Source organism: Pseudomonas sp. LjRoot277, from assembly GCF_964253845.1.
Lineage (GTDB): Bacteria > Pseudomonadota > Gammaproteobacteria > Pseudomonadales > Pseudomonadaceae > Aquipseudomonas.
In genome coordinates, this window is the sequence record NZ_CAXURI020000001.1 from 4655354 (window position 1) to 4675182 (window position 19829).

The 19829-nt window shown below is 59.2% G+C and carries 22 protein-coding genes; 10 read left to right on the top strand and 12 right to left on the bottom strand.

Features of this window, described 5'->3' with window-relative positions; all coding sequences use genetic code 11:
• Positions 1 to 59: 59 nt before the first annotated feature.
• The 4 genes from ACSQ87_RS21940 to ACSQ87_RS21955 all read right to left on the bottom strand — a co-directional run bounded on the left by ACSQ87_RS21940 (position 60) and on the right by ACSQ87_RS21955 (position 2928).
• On the bottom strand, positions 60 to 563 hold the full coding sequence (locus ACSQ87_RS21940) for a universal stress protein (protein ID WP_008148547.1): 504 nt from the start codon (positions 561 to 563) through the stop codon (positions 60 to 62).
• Between the two features lie 94 nt (positions 564 to 657).
• Positions 658 to 1563: a 5'-nucleotidase gene (locus tag ACSQ87_RS21945; protein WP_223430592.1), complete on the bottom strand. Its 906-nt coding sequence runs from the start codon at positions 1561 to 1563 to the stop codon at positions 658 to 660.
• 25 nt (positions 1564 to 1588) lie between these two features.
• Positions 1589 to 2545 (bottom strand): putative 2-dehydropantoate 2-reductase, encoded by a 957-nt coding sequence (locus ACSQ87_RS21950; protein ID WP_223430593.1) that lies wholly within the window; start codon positions 2543 to 2545, stop codon positions 1589 to 1591.
• Positions 2542 to 2928 carry a thioredoxin family protein gene (locus tag ACSQ87_RS21955; protein ID WP_223430594.1) on the bottom strand — a complete coding sequence of 129 codons (387 nt, stop codon included), beginning with the start codon at positions 2926 to 2928 and terminating at the stop codon, positions 2542 to 2544. Before ACSQ87_RS21955 ends, ACSQ87_RS21950 begins: the two co-directional genes overlap by 4 nt.
• Between ACSQ87_RS21955 and ACSQ87_RS21960 the strand changes: the two genes are divergently transcribed.
• Together ACSQ87_RS21960 and ACSQ87_RS21965 are read left to right on the top strand one after the other, a co-directional pair.
• Complete coding sequence (locus ACSQ87_RS21960) at positions 2927 to 3370, top strand: PilZ domain-containing protein (protein WP_046047532.1); 444 nt, start codon at positions 2927 to 2929, stop codon at positions 3368 to 3370. The two genes, ACSQ87_RS21955 and ACSQ87_RS21960, sit on opposite strands and share 2 nt — an antisense overlap.
• Positions 3371 to 3552: 182 nt before the next feature.
• Positions 3553 to 4629 carry a 3-deoxy-7-phosphoheptulonate synthase gene (locus ACSQ87_RS21965; RefSeq protein WP_095128921.1) on the top strand — a complete coding sequence of 359 codons (1077 nt, stop codon included), beginning with the start codon at positions 3553 to 3555 and terminating at the stop codon, positions 4627 to 4629.
• Between the two features lie 70 nt (positions 4630 to 4699).
• On the opposite strand, the gene ACSQ87_RS21970 is transcribed toward ACSQ87_RS21965, so the two are convergent.
• On the bottom strand, positions 4700 to 4987 hold the full coding sequence (locus tag ACSQ87_RS21970; protein WP_008057026.1) for a GNAT family N-acetyltransferase: 288 nt from the start codon (positions 4985 to 4987) through the stop codon (positions 4700 to 4702).
• Positions 4988 to 5629: 642 nt separating this feature from the next.
• Here ACSQ87_RS21970 and oprI point away from each other — a divergent pair.
• Complete coding sequence (oprI, locus tag ACSQ87_RS21975; RefSeq protein WP_002553018.1) at positions 5630 to 5881, top strand: outer membrane lipoprotei OprI; 252 nt, start codon at positions 5630 to 5632, stop codon at positions 5879 to 5881.
• A gap of 124 nt (positions 5882 to 6005) precedes the next feature.
• On the opposite strand, the gene ACSQ87_RS21980 is transcribed toward oprI, so the two are convergent.
• From ACSQ87_RS21980 to ACSQ87_RS21990, 3 genes are all read right to left on the bottom strand, one after another.
• Complete coding sequence (locus ACSQ87_RS21980) at positions 6006 to 6977, bottom strand: L,D-transpeptidase family protein (protein ID WP_436274362.1); 972 nt, start codon at positions 6975 to 6977, stop codon at positions 6006 to 6008.
• A 102-nt stretch (positions 6978 to 7079) separates the two neighbouring features.
• Positions 7080 to 7373, bottom strand: coding sequence for a hypothetical protein (locus ACSQ87_RS21985; RefSeq protein ID WP_003226812.1), 294 nt, complete (start codon positions 7371 to 7373; stop codon positions 7080 to 7082).
• 56 nt (positions 7374 to 7429) lie between these two features.
• Complete coding sequence (locus tag ACSQ87_RS21990) at positions 7430 to 8035, bottom strand: arylesterase (RefSeq protein WP_150656342.1); 606 nt, start codon at positions 8033 to 8035, stop codon at positions 7430 to 7432.
• A 10-nt stretch (positions 8036 to 8045) separates the two neighbouring features.
• On the opposite strand from ACSQ87_RS21990, the gene ACSQ87_RS21995 reads away from it, so the two are divergent.
• Genes ACSQ87_RS21995 through greB form a run of 3 tightly spaced genes read left to right on the top strand, consistent with a single transcriptional unit; the run spans position 8046 to position 11765 of the window.
• Positions 8046 to 8729: an ABC transporter ATP-binding protein gene (locus ACSQ87_RS21995; protein WP_033057202.1), complete on the top strand. Its 684-nt coding sequence runs from the start codon at positions 8046 to 8048 to the stop codon at positions 8727 to 8729.
• Positions 8729 to 11233 carry an ABC transporter permease gene (locus ACSQ87_RS22000; protein ID WP_436274363.1) on the top strand — a complete coding sequence of 835 codons (2505 nt, stop codon included), beginning with the start codon at positions 8729 to 8731 and terminating at the stop codon, positions 11231 to 11233. Before ACSQ87_RS21995 ends, ACSQ87_RS22000 begins: the two co-directional genes overlap by 1 nt.
• A gap of 34 nt (positions 11234 to 11267) precedes the next feature.
• Entirely contained in the window at positions 11268 to 11765 is a 498-nt protein-coding gene (gene greB, locus ACSQ87_RS22005) for a transcription elongation factor GreB (RefSeq protein WP_129436988.1), read from the top strand.
• A gap of 18 nt (positions 11766 to 11783) precedes the next feature.
• Here the strand turns inward: greB and ACSQ87_RS22010 are convergent, their stop codons facing one another.
• The 3 genes from ACSQ87_RS22010 to ACSQ87_RS22020 all read right to left on the bottom strand — a co-directional run bounded on the left by ACSQ87_RS22010 (position 11784) and on the right by ACSQ87_RS22020 (position 14299).
• Positions 11784 to 12092: a class I SAM-dependent methyltransferase gene (locus ACSQ87_RS22010; protein ID WP_150656345.1), complete on the bottom strand. Its 309-nt coding sequence runs from the start codon at positions 12090 to 12092 to the stop codon at positions 11784 to 11786.
• 247 nt (positions 12093 to 12339) lie between these two features.
• A complete protein-coding gene (locus ACSQ87_RS22015; RefSeq protein WP_033057209.1) occupies positions 12340 to 12774 on the bottom strand; it encodes a DoxX family protein in 435 nt (144 codons plus the stop codon).
• Positions 12775 to 12877: 103 nt separating this feature from the next.
• The gene (locus tag ACSQ87_RS22020; RefSeq protein WP_223430601.1) at positions 12878 to 14299 is read right to left on the bottom strand and encodes a transglycosylase SLT domain-containing protein; all 1422 of its coding nucleotides are present in this window, start codon (positions 14297 to 14299) and stop codon (positions 12878 to 12880) included.
• 235 nt (positions 14300 to 14534) lie between these two features.
• Here ACSQ87_RS22020 and ACSQ87_RS22025 point away from each other — a divergent pair, with 235 nt between their 5' ends.
• Entirely contained in the window at positions 14535 to 15341 is an 807-nt protein-coding gene (locus ACSQ87_RS22025) for a TatD family hydrolase (RefSeq protein WP_436274364.1), read from the top strand.
• Between the two features lie 42 nt (positions 15342 to 15383).
• On the opposite strand, the gene ACSQ87_RS22030 is transcribed toward ACSQ87_RS22025, so the two are convergent.
• The gene (locus ACSQ87_RS22030) at positions 15384 to 16613 is read right to left on the bottom strand and encodes an acyl-CoA dehydrogenase (protein ID WP_033057213.1); all 1230 of its coding nucleotides are present in this window, start codon (positions 16611 to 16613) and stop codon (positions 15384 to 15386) included.
• A 165-nt stretch (positions 16614 to 16778) separates the two neighbouring features.
• Between ACSQ87_RS22030 and ACSQ87_RS22035 the strand changes: the two genes are divergently transcribed.
• The 3 genes from ACSQ87_RS22035 (at position 16779) to ACSQ87_RS22045 (ending at position 19238) form a co-directional block, all read left to right on the top strand.
• Positions 16779 to 17708 (top strand): LysR family transcriptional regulator, encoded by a 930-nt coding sequence (locus tag ACSQ87_RS22035; RefSeq protein WP_008148497.1) that lies wholly within the window; start codon positions 16779 to 16781, stop codon positions 17706 to 17708.
• Between the two features lie 203 nt (positions 17709 to 17911).
• On the top strand, positions 17912 to 18313 hold the full coding sequence (locus ACSQ87_RS22040) for a MerR family transcriptional regulator (protein ID WP_046047542.1): 402 nt from the start codon (positions 17912 to 17914) through the stop codon (positions 18311 to 18313).
• 25 nt (positions 18314 to 18338) lie between these two features.
• The gene (locus ACSQ87_RS22045) at positions 18339 to 19238 is read left to right on the top strand and encodes a hydroxymethylglutaryl-CoA lyase (protein ID WP_223430602.1); all 900 of its coding nucleotides are present in this window, start codon (positions 18339 to 18341) and stop codon (positions 19236 to 19238) included.
• Positions 19239 to 19829: the final 591 nt, after the last annotated feature.

The window sequence follows — 19829 nt, forward strand, 5'->3', positions numbered from 1 at the left end:
ATCAAACTGCCACTATTCGTGTTCTGGTGTCCTGCCTCGTGAATACGCGAGGCAGGACACTAACGATCCCCCTGGCGACGACGTTCCACCAGCGGCACCAGATAGACCGGCACCCGTGACAGTTGCAACACCCGCGCTGCAGTCCGGCCCAAAGGCGTTTCCGCGCCAGCACCATGGCTATGACTACCTACGATCAACAAATCCACGGAGAGTTTCTGCGCCTGGTCGAGAATCACCTGCGACGGATCGCCCTGAAGCACCCGTACTGCTTTGATCCGCTCCAGGTCCTGCTCCCCTTCATCCCCCAATTCTTCACGAAAGCTGTCGAGCACCCGCTGCTCGATATTGGCAATCACCGTATTCAGGCCCTGACTGTGAAACTCATTCAACGACTGCTCATCGAGGTAACTCTGAAGCACCGACTCGGCAAACAGCCCCATCGGTTCAACGGCGTGTACCACGTAGAGATCGGCATTGAATGTGCGCGCCAGCGCCAAGGCATGCTGCATTACCAAAGGTGCGTACAGGCCGAGGTCAGTGGCGTACAACATAGAATGAATCATATGACCTCCTCGAGTGCCGACATGGCGGAGATTGATTCAGCTTAGCAGTGCCTTGGCGAGTACGACGTTTCGCGTAACGCGTTGAACCGTGGGCTTAAACCTTTTGCTCGTTGCTTATGCCATGCGGCACGTGGCCGGTGGCGACCACCTCACGGGCCAACTCGCAATGACCGGCCTGATCGTCGAAAAACACGTCGGCGGCAAAGGCTTCAAGAAATGCCGACTTGGTCAGGCCGCCGAGAAACAGCGACTCATCCAGACGAATGTCCCATTCGCGCAAGGTACGGATCACTCGCTCATGGGCGGGCGCCGATCGCGCCGTCACCAGCGCGGTGCGGATCGGACAGGCGTCTTCCGGGAACTCGCGCTGCAACAGATTGAGGGCGGCGAGGAAGCCTTTGAACGGCCCACCGCGCAAAGGCTCGCGGGCGGCTTCACGCTCGCTGGCCTGAAACGCTTCCAGACCACCGGACTGATAGACGCGCTCCGATTCGTCGGAAAACAGCACCGCGTCACCATCGAAGGCAATGCGCAATTCATCACTGGCCGCACGGCTGGCGCCACCCGACAGAATGGTCGCTGCGGCGAACCCGGCATCCAGTGCACTGCGCACGTCTTCGGCATGCGTCGAGAGAAACAGGTCGCAGCCAAACGCTTTGAGGTACGGATAAGGACTGCGTCCGCCGACAAACGCCGCGCGGGAAATCGCCAGGCCATAGTGGTGGATCGAATTGAACACCCGCAGGCCGGTGTCGGCACTGTTGCGCGACACCAGGATCACCTCGACCCGGGCGCGGCCAAGGCTGGAATTAAGGTTGAGAAGTTTCTGCACCAACGGGAACGCATCACCGGGTTCGAGGATCTCGTCTTCGTGTTCGATCTGATATTGCCGATAGGCTTCAACGCCGCTCGACAGATAGACCTTGTGGCTTTCGCTCAGGTCGAACAGCGCACGCGAAGAAATCGCCAGCACCAGTTTGTCGTCGATAGTCTTTGCCATGCCCTTCCCCCTCAGGATGATCGACTCAGGTGTTACGTCGATCGATAAAACTCAAACTGCGATACAAGGCTTCGATTCGCGGCAACTCGCACCCTGCGGCCTTCGCTGCGGCCAGTGGCCGAGCGTAAATCGCATCCAGCTCAAGTGGTCGTTTGTGCAGAAAATCGTGGTACATGCTCGGCCAATAGTCCGGCATTTTCTCGGTGACCATGAACAGATGATCGGCATAACCGGCCGGTACGTCGTGACCGCAGGCGATTGCTCCCTGAACCACTTCCGCCATCAGAGCCTTGATCAGTTCCCGACTGTCGGCATCGGCCATCAACGGCGTGGTGCTTGCCCCGAGCAGCACCGACAGACCGTTGTAGGGGATATTCCAGACCAGTTTTTGCCAGCGCGCCTGATGCAGGTTCGCCATGGCCTGAGAGTCGATGCCGGCGTCGCGGAACAGCCCGGCGCCCTCCTCGACAATCGCCATGCGCGCCTGCTCATCGGCTGCCGGGCCACTGTGATAGCCAACATTCACCGCGCCGAGCGCCTGATGAGTGATGATGCCTGGTCCGTCGCGATGAACGCAGATATAGCAGAGCCCACCGAGCACGTGCAGCGAATCGGGGAGCAACGCTCGCAGACTGTCTTCAACGTCCAGGCCATTTTGCAGCAACAACACTTTGGCATTCGGTGCCGCGGCTTGAATGATCGTCGGTGCCAGCTGCGCGTTACTGGTGGTTTTCGCGCCCACCAACAACCAGTCACAGGGCGGCATGTCTTCGGCACTCGAATAGGCCTGAACCGGATTCAACGTCAGCGCGCCATGCGTTGCACTGTCGAGCTGCAACCCACGCTCGGCCACCGCTGAGAATTCACTGCGTAACAGAAAATGCACATCGAAACCGGCACGCGCCAGCATCAACCCGTAGAACCCGCCGATCGCGCCGGTTCCGATAATACCGATTGTCGGTTTGGTCACTGCCCCCATCATGGCAACTCCTCTGCAATTCGACTCAACGCCTGGCCCACGGCTGCATTGAGCTCGGTGCGAGTCAGGCGCGATTTTAGTGCCCCGAAAAATTCACCGTCGCGCACTACAAACAGCGCCGGCAAATAAAAAACCTGATAACGCTCGACCACCCCGCCATTGTTCCCGGCATCGATCCAGCACAGCCGATCGACGTCCAGATCGAGTCGTGGCAATTGCTCACGGGCAAAACGGCAACTGGCGCAGCCGACGCTGGTGAAAATGACCAGCGACACACCGCTCATCGCCAGCAGCCGTTGGTCGGCGTCGAAATCAGTCAGTTCCGATTCGACCACTATACTGGGTGAAACAATGTCAGATGGCCGACACATGGAGTCCGTGTTCATGGGACGTTTTATTCCTCACCCTGACGATGTGCCCGTCGAATTAACGTTGCTCAAACCTGAGTGTATTTCACGGCAACAGCTGCACACTATCAGCCTCGGGGGCATGGCTTGCAATTATCACCGGGCGTGGCGCCACGGTACGGCGCTGGAAATACGCATGCCGACCTTGAACCCCGACATGCGTTTTCTGGGCTATGTGGCCTGGTGCCTGCGACGCAAACGCGGTTATCTGGTAGGCATTGCCTTTGTTGACGAACAGATGATGTTCAGTGCCCGGATGGGCGAGCAGGTGTGCCAGATCGAACGTTACTGCCGCCTGCATGACGCGCATGACGATCTGCAGGAAACTCAGGCCCTGGCCCTCGAATGGGTCCAGGAACATGCCGACGAGTTCTCTCACGACACGGTTCGCAAGGCATTTGTGCAGGTTGTGCTGGATTAACAGGGGCATCCTCAATGGGTTTCCCCTCGGAAACTAATTGAGAATGCCCCTTAAACCGGTGTCTGCCCATTGTCGAGCCACGGTGTAACGCGCTAAGGTTCTGCTCCCCGACGCGCTTAATTTGCTGTGCTCCGCCGCGCGGGTTCGCTGGCGGCCGGCACCCGTGACCTGACGAGTAAACGATGGCTGATTTACCGATCAACGACCTAAACGTCGCTTCCAACGAGACGCTGATCACTCCGGATCAGCTCAAGCGTGATATCCCTCTGAGCGACGCTGCCCTGCGCACCGTCACCAAGGGCCGCGAAGTCATTCGCAACATTCTTGATGGCACCGACCACCGCCTGTTTGTTGTCATCGGGCCTTGCTCGATCCACGACATCAAGGCTGCCCACGAATACGCCGAGCGCTTGAAGACGCTGGCGGCCGAAGTGTCCGATACCCTGTATCTGGTCATGCGCGTGTATTTCGAGAAGCCACGCACCACCGTCGGCTGGAAAGGTTTGATCAACGATCCGTACCTGGACGACTCCTTCAAGATTCAGGACGGCCTGCACATCGGTCGTCAATTGTTGCTGGACCTGGCCGAGATGGGCCTGCCGACCGCAACTGAAGCCCTCGACCCGATCTCCCCGCAGTACTTGCAGGACCTGATCAGCTGGTCGGCCATCGGTGCGCGCACCACCGAATCCCAGACTCACCGTGAAATGGCCTCCGGCCTGTCCTCGGCAGTCGGCTTCAAGAACGGCACCGACGGCGGCTTGACGGTCGCTATCAACGCCCTGCAATCGGTTTCCAGCCCTCACCGCTTCCTGGGCATCAACCAGGAAGGTGGCGTGTCGATCGTCACCACCAAGGGCAATGCCTACGGTCACGTGGTACTGCGCGGTGGCAACGGCAAGCCGAACTACGATTCGGTCAGCGTCGCGCTCTGCGAGCAAGCGCTGAACAAAGCGAAGATCAAGCCGAACATCATGGTCGATTGCAGCCACGCCAACTCCAACAAGGACCCGGCCCTGCAACCGCTGGTGATGGAGAACGTCGCCAACCAGATCCTCGAAGGCAACCAGTCGATCATCGGCCTGATGGTCGAAAGTCACTTGAACTGGGGCTGCCAGGCGATCCCGAAAGACCTCGCCGACCTGCAATACGGCGTGTCGATCACCGATGCCTGCATCGACTGGACCGCCACCGAAAATACCTTGCGCAGCATGCATGCCAAGCTCAAGGACGTGCTGCCGAAACGCGATCGCAGCTGATCACTTTTCGCCGCACAAAAAAACGCCGGGTTTGACCCGGCGTTTTTTATGCGTTCGATTCTTTGAAAGGTTACTGGCTCAGCTTGGCTGCATGCCGCTGGTGGCGCTCCATGTAGCGTTCCACGTAGGAACACGATGGAATGACGGTGTAACCCATTTCTTCAGCGTACTCCAACGCCTTCTCGGTCAAGGCTGCCGCAATGCCGCGACCACGCAGCGCGTTGGGCACAAAGGTGCGATAGATATCCAGGGTCTGTTTTCCCAGATCCATATAGGTCAGGTAGGCACGATGACCGTCCACATTGGTCTCGAACTGATGACCAGCCTGGTCATGGTGGATGGACAACGCCTCGCTCATCACTACTCCTCGCGGGTCTGGAATTCTGACCCCTACCTTACCGATGTTTTTCCGGCGAAGGAACATCTACGCCACCCCGTGCCTGAATGGACACCGAGAAGAACTGCACCCATCTCGCGCAACCGAGCACGTATCAAATAGTAGGCACCATTGGCAGAAATGCTCAAGGTACGCTCGTCATCACGCTGGGGGGGGCGGGGGTGCTGCTCCGTGTTACGCAGAGACGGCTCGACCAAAATCTCTGAAGGTCGACAGCCTGAACATTGCCGGATGTTGAGACTTAAGACGAGCGCCCTTTGTTAAAGTCACCTGAACATGGAGAAAGATATGAGAGGCACCACGCAGATTCTGAACAAAAGTGTAGACGAATCCATCTAGACAGACTTTAGCCAAGACTCGGAAAAGAGCTGTGAGCGCGCGGAACTTTTTTTCGGCGGCTCGCTCAGCTCGGGCCTCCCAGCTGGATATTTTTTAAACAATGCAGTTAAAAGTTGCTCGAAAAAGAATCAACGCCTACAATTTTTTTGGCTTCTTGCTTTACGTCAGTTTACTTACGACAAGTAATGGGTAGTATGTACGCCGGCTATTTCCTCAATCTGAGGAGACAGCTAACTTAATAGAAAGTCCTTGAAGGGGAACACGATGAACAACGTTCTGAAATTCTCTGCTCTGGCTCTGGCCGCAGTTCTGGCTACCGGTTGCAGCAGCGTATCGAAAGAAACCGAAGCACGTCTGACCGCTACTGAAGACGCAGCAGCTCGCTCCCAGGCTCGTGCAGACGAAGCTTACCGTAAAGCTGATGAAGCTCTGGCTGCTGCTCAAAAAGCACAACAGACTGCTGACGAAGCTAACGAGCGTGCTCTGCGCATGCTGGACAAAGCTAGCCGCAAGTAATAATCCCTCGGGATTGTTATCAAGCCGACCCATTTTTTGGGTCGGCTTTTTTATTGCCTGGCGTTTTGTCCAGGCCATAAAAAACCCGCCGACGCGGTCAGCATCGGCGGGTTCCTTTCAAGCATTACTGCAACGGGTCGATCGGCGCACTCGTCACCATCGGCGCCGAGGAATTCGGCACTCCGATTTCCACCGGCAGGCCATCTTCGGCGGCAACCACGTCGCGGACCACATCCCAGTTCATACGCAGGTTGTTGGTGATGTCCTCACGCTTGAGCATCGCGTTGATCACCGCGGTGTGTTTGTCGACCACAGAAGGGTTGCCCTTGTCGTCCAGCGGCGTGTGCGCTTCCAGATACACCTTGCCGCCACTGATACCGAACTTGTACGGGTCGCTGATAATGCGCACCGACGTGCCTACCGGCACCATGCTCGCCATTTCCAGCACGTTGTTGTTGAACATGCGGAAGCAACCGTGGCTGGTGCGCATGCCGATGCCGAACTTCTTGTTCGAACCGTGGATCAGGTAGCCCGGCGTGCCCAGCGTGAACTTGAACGGCCCCAGCGGGTTGTCCGGGCCGGCCGGCACCACGTTCGGCAATGGATCGCCGTCAGCGGCGTGCTCGGCCTTGATCGACGCTGGAGGGGTCCAGGTCGGGTTCGGCGTCTTGGCGGTGATGCTGGTATGGGCAATCGGCGAGCCCCAGCCTTCACGGCCGATACCCAGCGGGAACGTGTACACCACGTTCCGGCCTTTCGGGAAGTAATAGAGCCGGTACTCGGCCAGGTTGATGACGATGCCTTCACGCGGGCCTGGTGGCAGGATGAAACGCGTCGGCAGCACTATTTCGGTGCCTGCGCCCGGCAGCCATGGATCGACGCCAGGGTTGGCCGCGACCATTTCCGAATAGCCCAGATCGTAGGTGGTGCCAAGGTCGGCGAAGGTATCTTCGTACTTGGCCTTGATCACCTGGACCTGACCGACGATGTCTTCACCGGGTGGTGGCAGGGGCAGCTCCAATGCTGCTACGGGACCCGCCACACAGAGGGCGGCGAGAGACAGGTAGCGGGTGACGGCAGGAAAGCGCGGCAACATCCGGAAAATCCTTCGCATGATCGACAAGGGTATAAAAACGGGATTGTACACCGGCATCTGCAAAATCGGGGAGTTGACCGATAGCAAGCAATCTATCGGCTTCTAAAGCTCGAAACGCAGTTCCGGCCAGATCGGCGACGTGCCGCGTTTTTGCGATTCCAGAATGGCCCGGCACAGCGAGCACAGGCGCTGATCCTGGAACACACGGCGATCGACACTCGACCAGCGCGGTTGTGCTGGCAACAGGCTGCCGCACAAGGTCCGGTCCGCCGAGCCGCCCAACTCCAGTTGACGGGTCACCAGATGTACCCGCACTTCCTGGCAGGCGAACAGATCCAGCTGTTCGTCAGGCTCGATCAGTTGGTAGGCAAAAAGTGACCAGGCAGGACGCGGCATCGGGGGCTCCAAATCGGGGGCGCCACCTTAGCCGAAACACCGCCGCTAGAAAAGCGTCAAAGCAGCGGTTTCAGTGTAGGCCAGACATTTTCCAGCAACTTGTCCTGAGCCCCGACAGCCGGGTGCAAGCCGTCGGCTTGCATCAAGTCCGGATGACCGCCCACGCCGTCGAGAAAAAACGGCACCAACGGGATTTTTTTCTCCTCGGCCAGGGTGCTGTAGACCTTCGCGAAGGCCTCGGTATAACGAACGCCGTAGTTGGGTGGCAATTGCATGCCGAGCAGCAGCACCTTGGCGCCACTCGCGCGAGAGCTGTCGATCATTGCTGCAAGGTTTTGTTGCAATTGCGTTGGCAGCAATCCGCGCAGGCCATCGTTGCCGCCCAACTCGAGGATTACCAACTCCGGTTTATGCTCTGCAAGCAGCGCGGGCAGGCGCGCCTGGCCTCCGGCACTGGTGTCGCCGCTGATGGACGCATTGACCACCTTATCGTCGAAACCTTCGCGCTTGAGCCGTTGCTCGAGCAATGACACCCATCCCAACCGGGTATCCAGCCCGAAACCCGCGCTGATACTATCGCCAACGATCAGGACTGTACCCGCCGCTGCGTTCTGGGCCATGCACATCAAGGCCAGGCCAGCACTCAAAAACCACACACGCATCGGATTCTCCATGGGCGCAAGCATTCTCACCGCGAAGAACCTCAGCAAAGTGGTTCCCAGCGCGGAAGGTGAACTGACTATCCTGCACGAACTCAGCCTGGAACTGAACAAGGGCGACAGCCTGGCCATCGTTGGCGCCTCCGGTTCCGGCAAGTCCACCCTCCTCGGCTTGCTCGCTGGCCTCGATCTGCCGAGCAGCGGCGACGTCACCCTCGCCGGGCAAGCCCTGAGCAATCTCGATGAAGACCAGCGCGCCCGCATCCGGGCCGAGCATGTCGGGTTTGTGTTTCAGTCCTTTCAGCTGCTCGACAGTCTCAACGCCCTGGAAAACGTCATGCTGCCGCTGGAACTCGATGGCCGCAAAGACGCCCGTGAACGCGCCACCGAGCTGCTGCAACGGGTCGGTCTGGGCCAGCGACTGACCCATTCGCCACGCCAGCTCTCGGGTGGCGAACAGCAGCGTGTGGCGATTGCCCGTGCGTTTGCCGCAGAACCCGATGTGCTGTTCGCCGACGAACCCACCGGCAACCTCGACAGCCACACCGGCGAGCGCATCAGCGATCTGCTGTTCGAACTCAACCAGGAACGCGGCACAACCCTGGTGCTGGTGACCCACGACGAACGCCTGGCACATCGCTGCCGGCGCCTGATTCGCCTTGAAGCCGGCCTGCTGGTCGCCCCTCTGGAGCCTTGATGGCACGCCTGCCGCTGTTGCGCCTGTTCAGTCTTGCCATCCGCCAACTAATGCGTGACGCCCGCGCCGGTGAGTTGCGCGTGTTGTTCTTTGCCTTGCTGGTGGCCGTGGCGGCGAGTACCGCCATCGGCTACTTCGGAGCCCGCTTGAACGGCGCCATGATGCTGCGCGCCACCGAGTTTCTCGGTGCCGACTTGCTGCTTGAAGGCAGCTCTCCCGCGCGCCCCGAACAAATTAAAAGCGGCACGGAGCTGGGCCTTGAGCACGCTCAGGTGGTGGAATTCTCCAGCGTCATCGCCACTGACAACGGCATTCAGTTGTCCAGCATCAAAGCTGCCGACGACGTCTACCCACTGCGCGGCGAACTGAAAAGTGCCCCGGTGCCCTTCGCCCCGGAAGAACCCGGTGGCGGACCGAAACCCGGTGAAGCCTGGGTCGAAGCACGACTGCTGACGGCGCTGGACCTGAAGATCGGCGACAGCATCGACGTCGGCATGCGAACCCTCAAACTGGCGCGAGTGCTGACCTACGAACCGGACCGCGCCGGCAATTTCTACAGCCTGACGCCGCGGGTGCTGATCAACCTCAGCGACCTCGCCGCGACCGGCGTGGTGCAACCCGGCAGCCGGGTCAGTTACCGCGAACTCTGGCGCGGTAACGCCGAGGCGCTGGAAACCTATCGTCAATTGATCAAACCCGGCCTGGCCGCCAACCAGCGTTTGCAGGATGCCCGCGATGGCAACCGACAGATCGGCGGCGCCTTGGGCAAGGCCGAGCGTTACTTGAACATGGCCAGTCTGGTGGCGGTTCTGCTGTCCGGTGTGGCGGTGGCGCTGTCGGCCACGCGCTTCGCCACTCGCCGATTCGATGCCAGCGCATTGCTGCGTTGTCTGGGATTGTCCCGGCGGGAAACCATGGTGCTGTTCAGTTTGCAGCTGACGGCGCTCGGGCTGCTCGCCAGCATCAGCGGCGCCCTCATCGGCTGGTTCGCGCAACTGGGACTGTTCGCGCTGCTGCATGATTTATTACCGACCGACGTTCCACCGGGCGGTCTGTTTCCTGCCATTGCCGGGATCGGCACCGGATTGGTGGCGCTGGCCGGTTTTGCCTTGCCGCCACTGGCGGCACTGGGTCGGGTTCCACCATTGCGGGTATTGCGTCGGGACATGCTGCCGATTCCTTCCAGCACCTGGATGGTCTACGGCGCGGCATTGGGCGCCCTCGGGCTGATCATGTGGCGCCTGAGCCTGGACCTGATATTGACCTTCGCCCTGCTCGGTGGCGGCGTGATCGCGGCGTTGGTGCTTGGCGGCTTGCTGTTGCTGCTTCTGAAGAGCCTGCGTCGAATGCTGGCCCGTGCCTCTTTGCCATGGCGCCTCGGACTGGGCCAATTGCTGCGTCATCCGCTGGCAGCCGCGGGGCAATCCCTGGCCTTCGGGTTGATTCTGCTGTCCATGGCGCTGATCGCATTGCTGCGCGGCGAGTTGCTGGACACCTGGCAGAACCAGCTACCGAAAAACGCACCCAACTATTTCGCACTGAACATCCTGCCGGCGGACAAACAGGCATTCATCGATCGCCTGATCAAACTGTCTGCGCAATCGGCGCCGCTATACCCGGTGGTACCTGGACGGCTGATCAGCGTCAACGGCGAACCGGTACAGGAAATCGTCAGCAAGGATTCGGCCGGTGATCGAGCGATCCAGCGCGACCTGAGCCTGACCTGGGCGGCGGATTTGCCGACGGGCAACAAACTCACGGCGGGCAACTGGTGGACTGATCAGACACCGGAAGAAATTCCCGGCGTATCGGTGGAAGGCAAAGTCGCCGAAAGCCTGAAGCTCAAGCTCGGCGATCACATGGTGTTTACCGTAGGCGGCGTCAATCGCGAAGCAAAAGTCACCAGCCTGCGGGAGGTCAACTGGGACAACTTCCAGCCTAACTTCTTCATGATCTTCCAGCCCGGCACACTGAAGGATCTGCCGGCGACCTACCTGACCAGTTTTTATCTGGCGGCCGGTCATGATCAGCAGATCGTGGATCTGTCCCGGGCGTTCCCGGCGGTGACCATCTTGCAAGTCGAAGCGTTGCTCGAGCAGCTGCGCAGCATCCTCGCCCAAGTCACCCTGGCGGTGGAATACGTGCTGTTGTTCGTGTTGGCGGCGGGGATGGCAGTGTTGTTTTCAGGCTTGCAGGCGACGCTCGATGAACGCATTCGCCAAGGCGCCTTGTTGCGAGCGCTGGGGGCCGAGCGGCAACTGTTGGTCAAGGCCCGGCGGATCGAGTTCGGTTTGCTGGGGGCCGTCAGCGGATTATTGGCAGCGCTGGGTTCGGAACTGGTGAGTATGGTGCTCTACCGCTACGCCTTCGACCTGCCATGGCACCCGCATCCGTGGTTGCTGGTACTGCCACTGATCGGCGCGGTGCTGATCGGGGGTGCCGGCGTGTTCGGCACACGTCGCGCGCTGAACGCCAGCCCCCTGACAGTCTTGCGCGAGGGTTGATAGACTCAAGCTCTCTCCACCACAAGAAGTTGCCATGAGCCGTTATCGCCCTCCCCGCACCGCTGGCACCGCGCTGATCACCCCCGAAGGTGAAGCGCGGATGCGGGCCGAGTTTCATGAGCTCTGGCATGTTCGGCGGCCGCAGGTGACACAGTCCGTCAGCGAGGCCGCGGCACAGGGCGATCGCTCGGAAAACGCCGAATACACCTACGGCAAAAAGATGCTGCGCGAGATCGACAGTCGCGTACGCTTTCTCACCAAGCGGCTGGAAGCGCTCAAAGTCGTCAGCGAAAAACCGAGCGATCCGAACAAGGTCTATTTTGGCGCCTGGGTCACGATTGAAGACGAGGACGGGAAGGAGTCGCGCTACCGTATCGTCGGGCCGGATGAACTGGATTTGAAACTGGGCCTGATCAGCATCGATTCGCCGTTGGCGCGCGCCCTGATCGGCAAGGCGCTGGACGCCGAGGTTCGGGTCCAGACACCGACCGGTGAGCAGTGCGTGTATATCGTGGCGATCGACTATCTTTGAGCCGCAGCGCTCTAAACCTCAACGGCGGGTAATCAGCCCCTGTCGGGCAACGCGAATCAATTGCTTGATCACTTCGGGGGCGTCCTCGAAGCTGGGCGATTGAATCACCGCCAGATCGAAACTGTCGCTGGCAAATCGAGCCAGCGATTCACCCTCTTCGACAAACTGGATCAGGAAGGCCGCAGGCCCACCGGTGCGACGTGGCCAGCCATCGAGATAACGCAAAAGTGTCGGCTGATGTTTGCCGCCAAGCAGGATTTTTGGATTGCGCTGGGTCAGGTGTGCCGTGATCGGCGCGGGGCGTATAACCGGGCTTAGTGCATTCATTGTGTCGTGTCTCTGCCTCAAAAGTCTGCATGGCAGGTGAGAGGCAACACCGAACCAGCGCTTTAGCGGTATTTCGAAGCCTGTTTCAAGCTTCTATCAGCAACTGAATGAGTCACCTGGCGCCCCGCAAGTAGCTGTTTAAATCGGCGCATGGGCAGCATCCTAGAGAAGCTGACCGGACAGTGTCAAGAATGACGAGAACAAAAAAGGCCCGCGCAATGCGGGCCTTTTCATTGAACCAGAGCGGTCAGCCAGCGATAGCGCGGTCAGCCGAGAGCTTGCCGGCGCCTTCGATCAGCACCGCGATGCTGCCACCGAGCAGGGCCAGAGCGAATTCATAACCGTTGTTGGCCATGAACAGACCGTTAGGAAGGTGCACCGAGAAGATTGCCACCAGCGAGAGGAAGGCCAGGCCGAGGGCTGCCGGGCGAACCAGCAAGCCAATAATCAATGCCAGACCGGCGAAGAACTCGGTACCGCCCGCCAGCGTCGCCATCAGATAGCCCGGCGCCAGGCCGATGCTTTCCATGTACTGCGCGGTGCCCGCCAAACCGTAACCACCGAACGCCCCAAAGAGCTTCTGCGAGCCGTGGGCAGCGAAGATGATGCCGACGAAGATCCGCAAGACAGTCAGGCCGTAGCCAGCGCGGGTAAACAGTACCTTGTTGATCAGTGTGCTCATGCTGTGTCATCCGTTGTCAGTGTGTGTTGGTTGGCCGCTATATTAATCAGTAAATCCCATGTTAAAAGCGCAATTAATGCGCCATAACAATCAGTTTATTCGATTATTTACGTGAGGCAACTTTCTGCCCCTGGGGCTCCAACGACTCCCGCTCCCGATCGAACGCCAGGTAATACTTGTTCACGCTATTAACATAGCTGACGGCGCCCATTCCCACCTGCTCCATGGCGATGCGTTCGACCTGGAAGAACCACTGATTGGGATTCAAACCGCGCCGACGAGCCTCGGCACGCATGCCCTGAACCCGCTCCGGCCCCATGTTGTAGGCCGCCAGCACGAACGCCATGCGCTCGCGCTCGTTGAGTTTGGGGCTGGCGAAGAACTTGCGACGAATCATGGCCAGGTACTTGGCCCCGGCCTGCACATTGGCGTCGAGATTCTGAATGTTGTTGACCCCCACCCGCTGGGCGGCGGACGGGGTGATCTGCATCAGGCCGGTAGGGCCGCTGCCACTGCGGGCATTGGGTTGCAGGGCCGATTCCTTGAACGCCAGGGCCGCCAGGTTCAACCAGTCCATGCCTTGGGCTTCGGCGTGTTTCTGCAGCACCGGCCGAAGTTTTTCGAGGCGCTGGCGATCAGCCTTGGCCAATGGATAGTGCACTTGATACAGGCGTCGATAGATCCGCAGGAACGCGGCATCCTGATCCGATGATTTTTTGTAACCGGTCAGGAAGCGATCAATGCTCGCGCGCAACATTGAGGCGTCGCGGCGCACGAACCAGAATTCTTCGCCCGGTTCACTGATGAGCACCTGCCGATCGAAACGCAATTTGGGCAGGATCTTGCCCCAGCGCTCGGCAATGGGTTGTTCGACGATCGTCAGGTGAAAGATTCCGCCCTGGACCATCTCCAGCACATCCTCGACCGCCAGACTGGGATCGACCCACTCGATGATCACCGGTGGCAGTTTAAGCAGCGCGAGCTTTTGATTGATCTGACTGACCGCGTCCCCGGCGGCACTGCCGGTGGGCAACGCCAGGGTTTTGCCGGAAAGCTGTTCGAGACGGGTGTAACGTCGCTCGCCTTTGATCCCGACCAATATCAACGGGATGTTGCTGGCAATCGGTTCACTGGTGCTGACCGCGTGGCCCGGTTGCAGGTCCAGCAGTTCCCCCGGCGCGACCAGATCACCCTCGCCGCGCTGCAACGCGCCGATCAGTTGATCCTTGCCCTTGGGAATGATCTTGAGGGTGATTTCCTGACCGTCACGGGCGTGACCGTTGAGGTATTGCTCGAAGGCACGCAAGCGATGGTATTCAACACCGATGGCCTGGCCCTGGACTTCGCCGGAGCTGTTGCGGCTCTGGTTGACCAACACGCGCAGCACGCGACTGCTGCGGATTTCCGCCAAGTCGCGCACTTTGGTCGAAGGCACGGCTTGCAGCGGCCCGGCCAAACGCGCGACCGCCGGCATCGGCAGCAGCAACGAGCAACACAGCAGTAGCAAAACCGAGGGACGTATCATCCACTCTCCAGAAAGAATACTGGGCCGATCTCAAGAATTTTCATGAAATCGAACGACAGAAACAGAGCGCCTTGAGCGCTGGCAAAGTGCGAAAGACTGGCACAGTGATGGCACCGTAGCCACCCTGACCTGTCTCGCGGCATCAAGAGACAGCTTTAACTCGTTGTAGTTCTTGGCTTTTCTTATAAATCTACAGCTCTGATATGCTTTCCGGCCTTTGGTCCGAGGTAGCACCATGCAACTCATCGATATCGGCGTCAACCTGACCAACCCCAGTTTTGCCGACAAACACCAGGCTGTACTCGACCGCGCCTACGCTGCCGGGGTCTGCCAATTGGTGCTCACCGGCACCAGTGTCGAGGGCAGCGAGCAGGCGCTGGAACTGTGCCGCCAACTGGACGAAACGGCTCAACGGCTGTTCGCCACCGCCGGCATTCACCCCCACTGCGCCAGCGACTGGAACGCCGACAGCGCCCAGCGTCTGCGCAGTTTGCTCAAAGAGCCGAACGTCGTGGCGGTGGGTGAATGCGGGCTGGATTTCAACCGTGATTTCTCGCCGCGCCCGCAGCAGGAAAAAGTCCTGGAAAAGCACCTGGAGTTGGCAGTCGAGCTGCAATTGCCGGTGTTCCTCCACGAGCGCGATGCCAGTCAGCGCTTGCTGGAAATCCTTCGCGATTACCGTGATCAATTGCCGGCTGCCGTGGTGCATTGCTTCACGGGCGAAAAGAAGGCGCTGTTCAGTTACCTCGATCTGGATTTACACATCGGCATCACCGGCTGGATCTGCGACGAGCGCCGGGGCACGCACCTGCATCCACTGGTGAAAGAGATCAAACAGGGACGGCTAATGCTGGAAAGCGATGCGCCGTATCTGTTGCCGCGCAGTCTGCGACCCAAGCCGAAGAATGGTCGCAACGAACCGGCGTATCTGACCGAAGTATTGCGTGAAGTGGCGTTGCATCGTGGGGAGAGCGAGGAAGATCTGGCCGCTCACAGCGCGGCGTGTGCGCGAGCGTTCTACGGGTTGCCAATGGTCGACTGAAGAACCGAATCTGTGGGAGCGAGCAAGCTCGCTCCCACATTATCAGTGGCTGCTGCGCATCATCTCTTTAGGCACGTACTTGCCGATCTCGAACTTGCCGATCGCCGCACGGTGCACTTCGTCCGGGCCGTCGGCCAGGCGCAGGGTGCGCTGCATCGCATACATGTACGCCAGTGGGAAATCGTTGGACACCCCTGCCCCGCCATGGATCTGGATCGCCCGGTCGATCACCCGCAAGGCCACGTTCGGTGCGACAACCTTGATCTGAGCGATTTCGCTCTTCGCAATCTTGTTGCCCACGGTGTCCATCATGTACGCCGCTTTCAACGTCAGCAGGCGCGCCATGTCGATTTCCATCCGCGAGTCGGCAATCTTGTCGATGTTGCCGCCCAGACGTGCCAAAGGTTTACCGAACGCAGTACGGGTTACCGCCCGTTTGCACATCAGTTCCAATGCACGTTCGGCCATGCCGATTGAACGCATGCAGTGGTGAATCCGACCCGGGCCAAGGCGACCCTGAGCGATTTCGAAGCCGCGTCCTTCGCCCAACAGGACGTTTTCGTACGGCACGCGGACGTTTTCGAACAGCACTTCGGCGTGGCCGTGAGGTGCGTCGTCGTAACCGAACACTGGCAGCGGACGAACGATCTTCACGCCCGGGGCATCCACCGGCACCAAAATCATCGAGTGCTGCGCATGGCGCGGCGCGTCAGGATCGCTCAGGCCCATGAAGATCAGAATCTTGCAGCGTGGATCGCAGGCGCCTGAGGTCCACCATTTTTTGCCGTTGATCACCCACTCGTCGCCATCACGCACGGCGCGGGCGGCCATGTTGGTGGCGTCGGACGAGGCCACGTCCGGCTCGGTCATGGCGAACGCCGAGCGAATTTCGCCGCGCAGCAACGGTTCGAGCCAGCGCTGTTTCTGTTCTTCATTGGCGTAGCGCACCAGCACTTCCATGTTGCCGGTGTCTGGCGCGGAGCAGTTGAACGGCTCGGGGCCCAGCAGCGAGCGGCCCATGATTTCGGCCAACGGCGCGTATTCAAGGTTGGTCAGGCCGGCGCCGAGTTCGGACTCCGGCAGAAACAAATTCCACAAACCTTCAGCCTTGGCCTTGAGTTTGAGCTCTTCCATGATTGCGGTCGGCTGCCAGCGATCGCCCTCGGCGACTTGGCGCTCGAACACCGCTTCGGCGGGATAAACGTAGGTGTCCATGAACGCGGTCACGCGCTCACGCAGTTCTTGCACCTTGGGCGAATAAGCGAAATCCATGGGCAGCTCTACCTTTTAACGGAGGGTTTTGATGAGTTGTTCAGGTCATGCAATCGATGCTAGAACAGCTACGAAAATTTACCTAGCCTATTCTCGGCGTGTATTAACATTCATCACCGATATATGATCGGCTGATCGAGAGCCCAACAATAAGAGTGCAGCGCAATGAATCTGAGCAAGGTCGACCTCAACCTTTTCATCGTCTTCGACGCGATCTACACCGAAGCCAACCTGACCCGTGCCGGGCAGATTGTCGGCATTACTCAACCGGCGGTCTCGAACGCTCTGGCCCGTCTGCGCGAGACCTTCAATGACCCGTTGTTCGTGCGTACCGCTCAGGGCATGGTCCCGACGCCCATGGCGCAGAACATTATCGGGCCGGTGCGCAACGCCCTCTCCTTGCTGCGGGTGTCGGTGCAGGAAAGCCGTATTTTCAACCCGTTGCAGGCGGTCAAGACCTACCGCATCAGCATGACCGACCTCACCGAAGCGGTGATCCTGCCACCACTGTTTCAGCGCCTGCGGCGCCTGGCGCCGACAGTGATCATCGAAAGCTTTCTGTCCAAGCGTCGCGAAACCACCAAGGAGCTGGCGGCCGGGCGGCTTGATTTCGCTGTCGATGCGCCGCTTAACACTGACCCGCAAGTGCGCCACGTCAAGTTGATGGAAGACCGTTACGTGTGCGCCATGCGTAAGGGCCATCCGCTGGCGGGCAAAGAGAAATTCACCCTTGATGATTATCTGTCGCTGACCCACATCCACATCTCCAGCCGCCGCAGTGGTCTGGGCCATGTCGACCTGGCCCTGGGCAAAATGGGCATTCAGCGCAAGATCGCCCTGCGATCCCAGCACTACTTGATGGCATCTCAGGTGTTGCAGCAGACCGACATGGTGATGACCGTGCCGGAACGCTTTGCCCGTCGCCATGATTTGTACTCGGTGAACCTGCCGGTCAACGATGTGCCGCCGGTGGAAACCCACCTCTATTGGCACGAAAGCACTGATCAGGACCCGGCCAACCGCTGGATGCGCGAGCAGATGATCGAGTTGTGCCAGCAGGTGACGGCACATGAGAAGAAGCTCGATAAGGTGTAGGGCTTTTTACCGAGTTATCGTTCTTCGTCGGAACGCCGCCCGGAGCAAGCCCGCTCCCACATTTGATCTCCAGTGTTCGCACGACCAATGTGGGAGCGGGCTTGCTCGCGAAGAGGCCCGTAAGAACACCGAAGATCAGCGCCCCTTGACGTAAACGTCAACCTGCCTTTAGCTTAGCGCCATGACCTTTTTCGAGCGCTTCCATGAGCAGCCAGACCTATAGCATTTCCGACCTCGCCCGCGAGCTCGACATCACCACCCGGGCCATTCGCTTTTATGAAGAGCAAGGCCTGCTCAGCCCCGAGCGACGCGGTCAGGAACGCATCTACTCGCCCCGTGACAAGGTCAGCCTGAAGCTGATCCTGCGGGGCAAGCGCATTGGCTTCTCCCTGGCCGAATGCCGCGAGTTGATCGAACTCTACGACCCCACCGGCGGCAATCAGAAACAGCTGCAAACCATGCTGACCAAAATCGCCGAACGCCGCGAACAGCTGGAACAGCAGATGCTCGACATCGAACAGATGAAGCTGGAACTGGATACCGCGCAGGAGCGTTGCACCCAGGCGCTGGAACAGACCATCAAGAGCCAGCAGACCGTTCAGTAGTCCTTAACCCACAGGTGAATTGCTTATGTCCCTTCCCGCCCACGTACGCCTGGTCGAAGTCGGCCCACGCGACGGTCTGCAAAACGAAGCCCAACCCATCAGCATTGCGGACAAGGTGCAACTGGTCGACGCGCTGACCGCCGCAGGCCTCGGCTATATAGAAGTCGGCAGTTTCGTGTCGCCCAAATGGGTACCGCAAATGGCTGGTTCCGCCGACGTCTTCGCGCAGATCCAGCGCAAGCCGGGCGTGACCTATGGTGCACTTGCACCGAACCTGCGCGGGTTTGAAGACGCCATTGCAGCCGGGGTCAAGGAAGTCGCGGTCTTCGCCGCCGCGTCGGAATCGTTTTCCCAACGCAACATCAATTGCTCGATCAGCGAAAGCCTTGAGCGCTTCGTGCCGATCATGGACGCCGCCAGGCAACACGGGGTCAGCGTGCGCGGTTACGTGTCCTGTGTGCTGGGCTGCCCTTACGAAGGTAACGTCGCGCCGGAACAAGTCGCTCGGGTCGCTCGCGAGCTCTACGCGATGGGCTGCTATGAAGTTTCCCTGGGCGACACTATCGGCACCGGCACCGCTGGCGCGACCCGCAAGATGTTCGAAGTGGTCTCGGCCGATGTGCCCCGTGAAAAACTGGCCGGGCACTTCCACGACACCTATGGCCAGGCCATGGCCAACATCTACGCCAGTCTGCTGGAAGGCATCTCGGTGTTCGACAGCTCCATCGCCGGTCTCGGCGGCTGCCCGTATGCCAAGGGCGCCAGCGGTAACGTCGCCACCGAAGACGTGGTTTACCTGCTAAACGGCCTGGGTATCGAAACCGGTATCGACCTGGACGCCTTGATTCTGGCCGGTCAGCAGATTTGCACGGTGCTGGGGCGCCCGACCGGTTCGCGCGTGGCCAAGGCTCGTAGCGCACAGTGAGTGCGCGGATGTGTCCGGGTGTTACCGCTGCGTCTGAAACGTGGGGGCGCAAGCGAGTAACACGGAAACAAATTGTCGGGTTTTGACTGACGGAAAAATCCGATAAAAATGCAAATTATTGATTTTAAAGGATTTTTAAAAGTTGGCACGGCTTCTGCTATCTCTACTGCATAACAAGAACAAAAAAAGCGGCAAACCTAATAAAAATAAGACGTAACGACTCTGACATAACAAAAACAACACGGCAGAGACGCAGCTAACAGATTTTTTTGGAGAGGATGTGCTTTTCAGGGTGCTTTTCGGAGTAACCCGCAACCGGGCAGAGAACAATAAAACTACCTTCAGGTAGCTCCCGAACTGGTTGGATCGCTTAGCGAAAAAGTAGATCAGCGCTCAAAAAAATACGTTTGCTCTTGATCCCGGATGGGGATCGACAAAAACAGCGGTAAAGGGTCACGGTTTCCAAAAACAACAAAAGACCGCCCCTCAATAATAAAAAAAGAGCACGCGCAACGACAAAATTAAAGGGGAGCTTCGGCTCCCCTTTGTGCTTTCTGGCATTTGCCTTTCCCCCAATCCAAATGTGGGAGC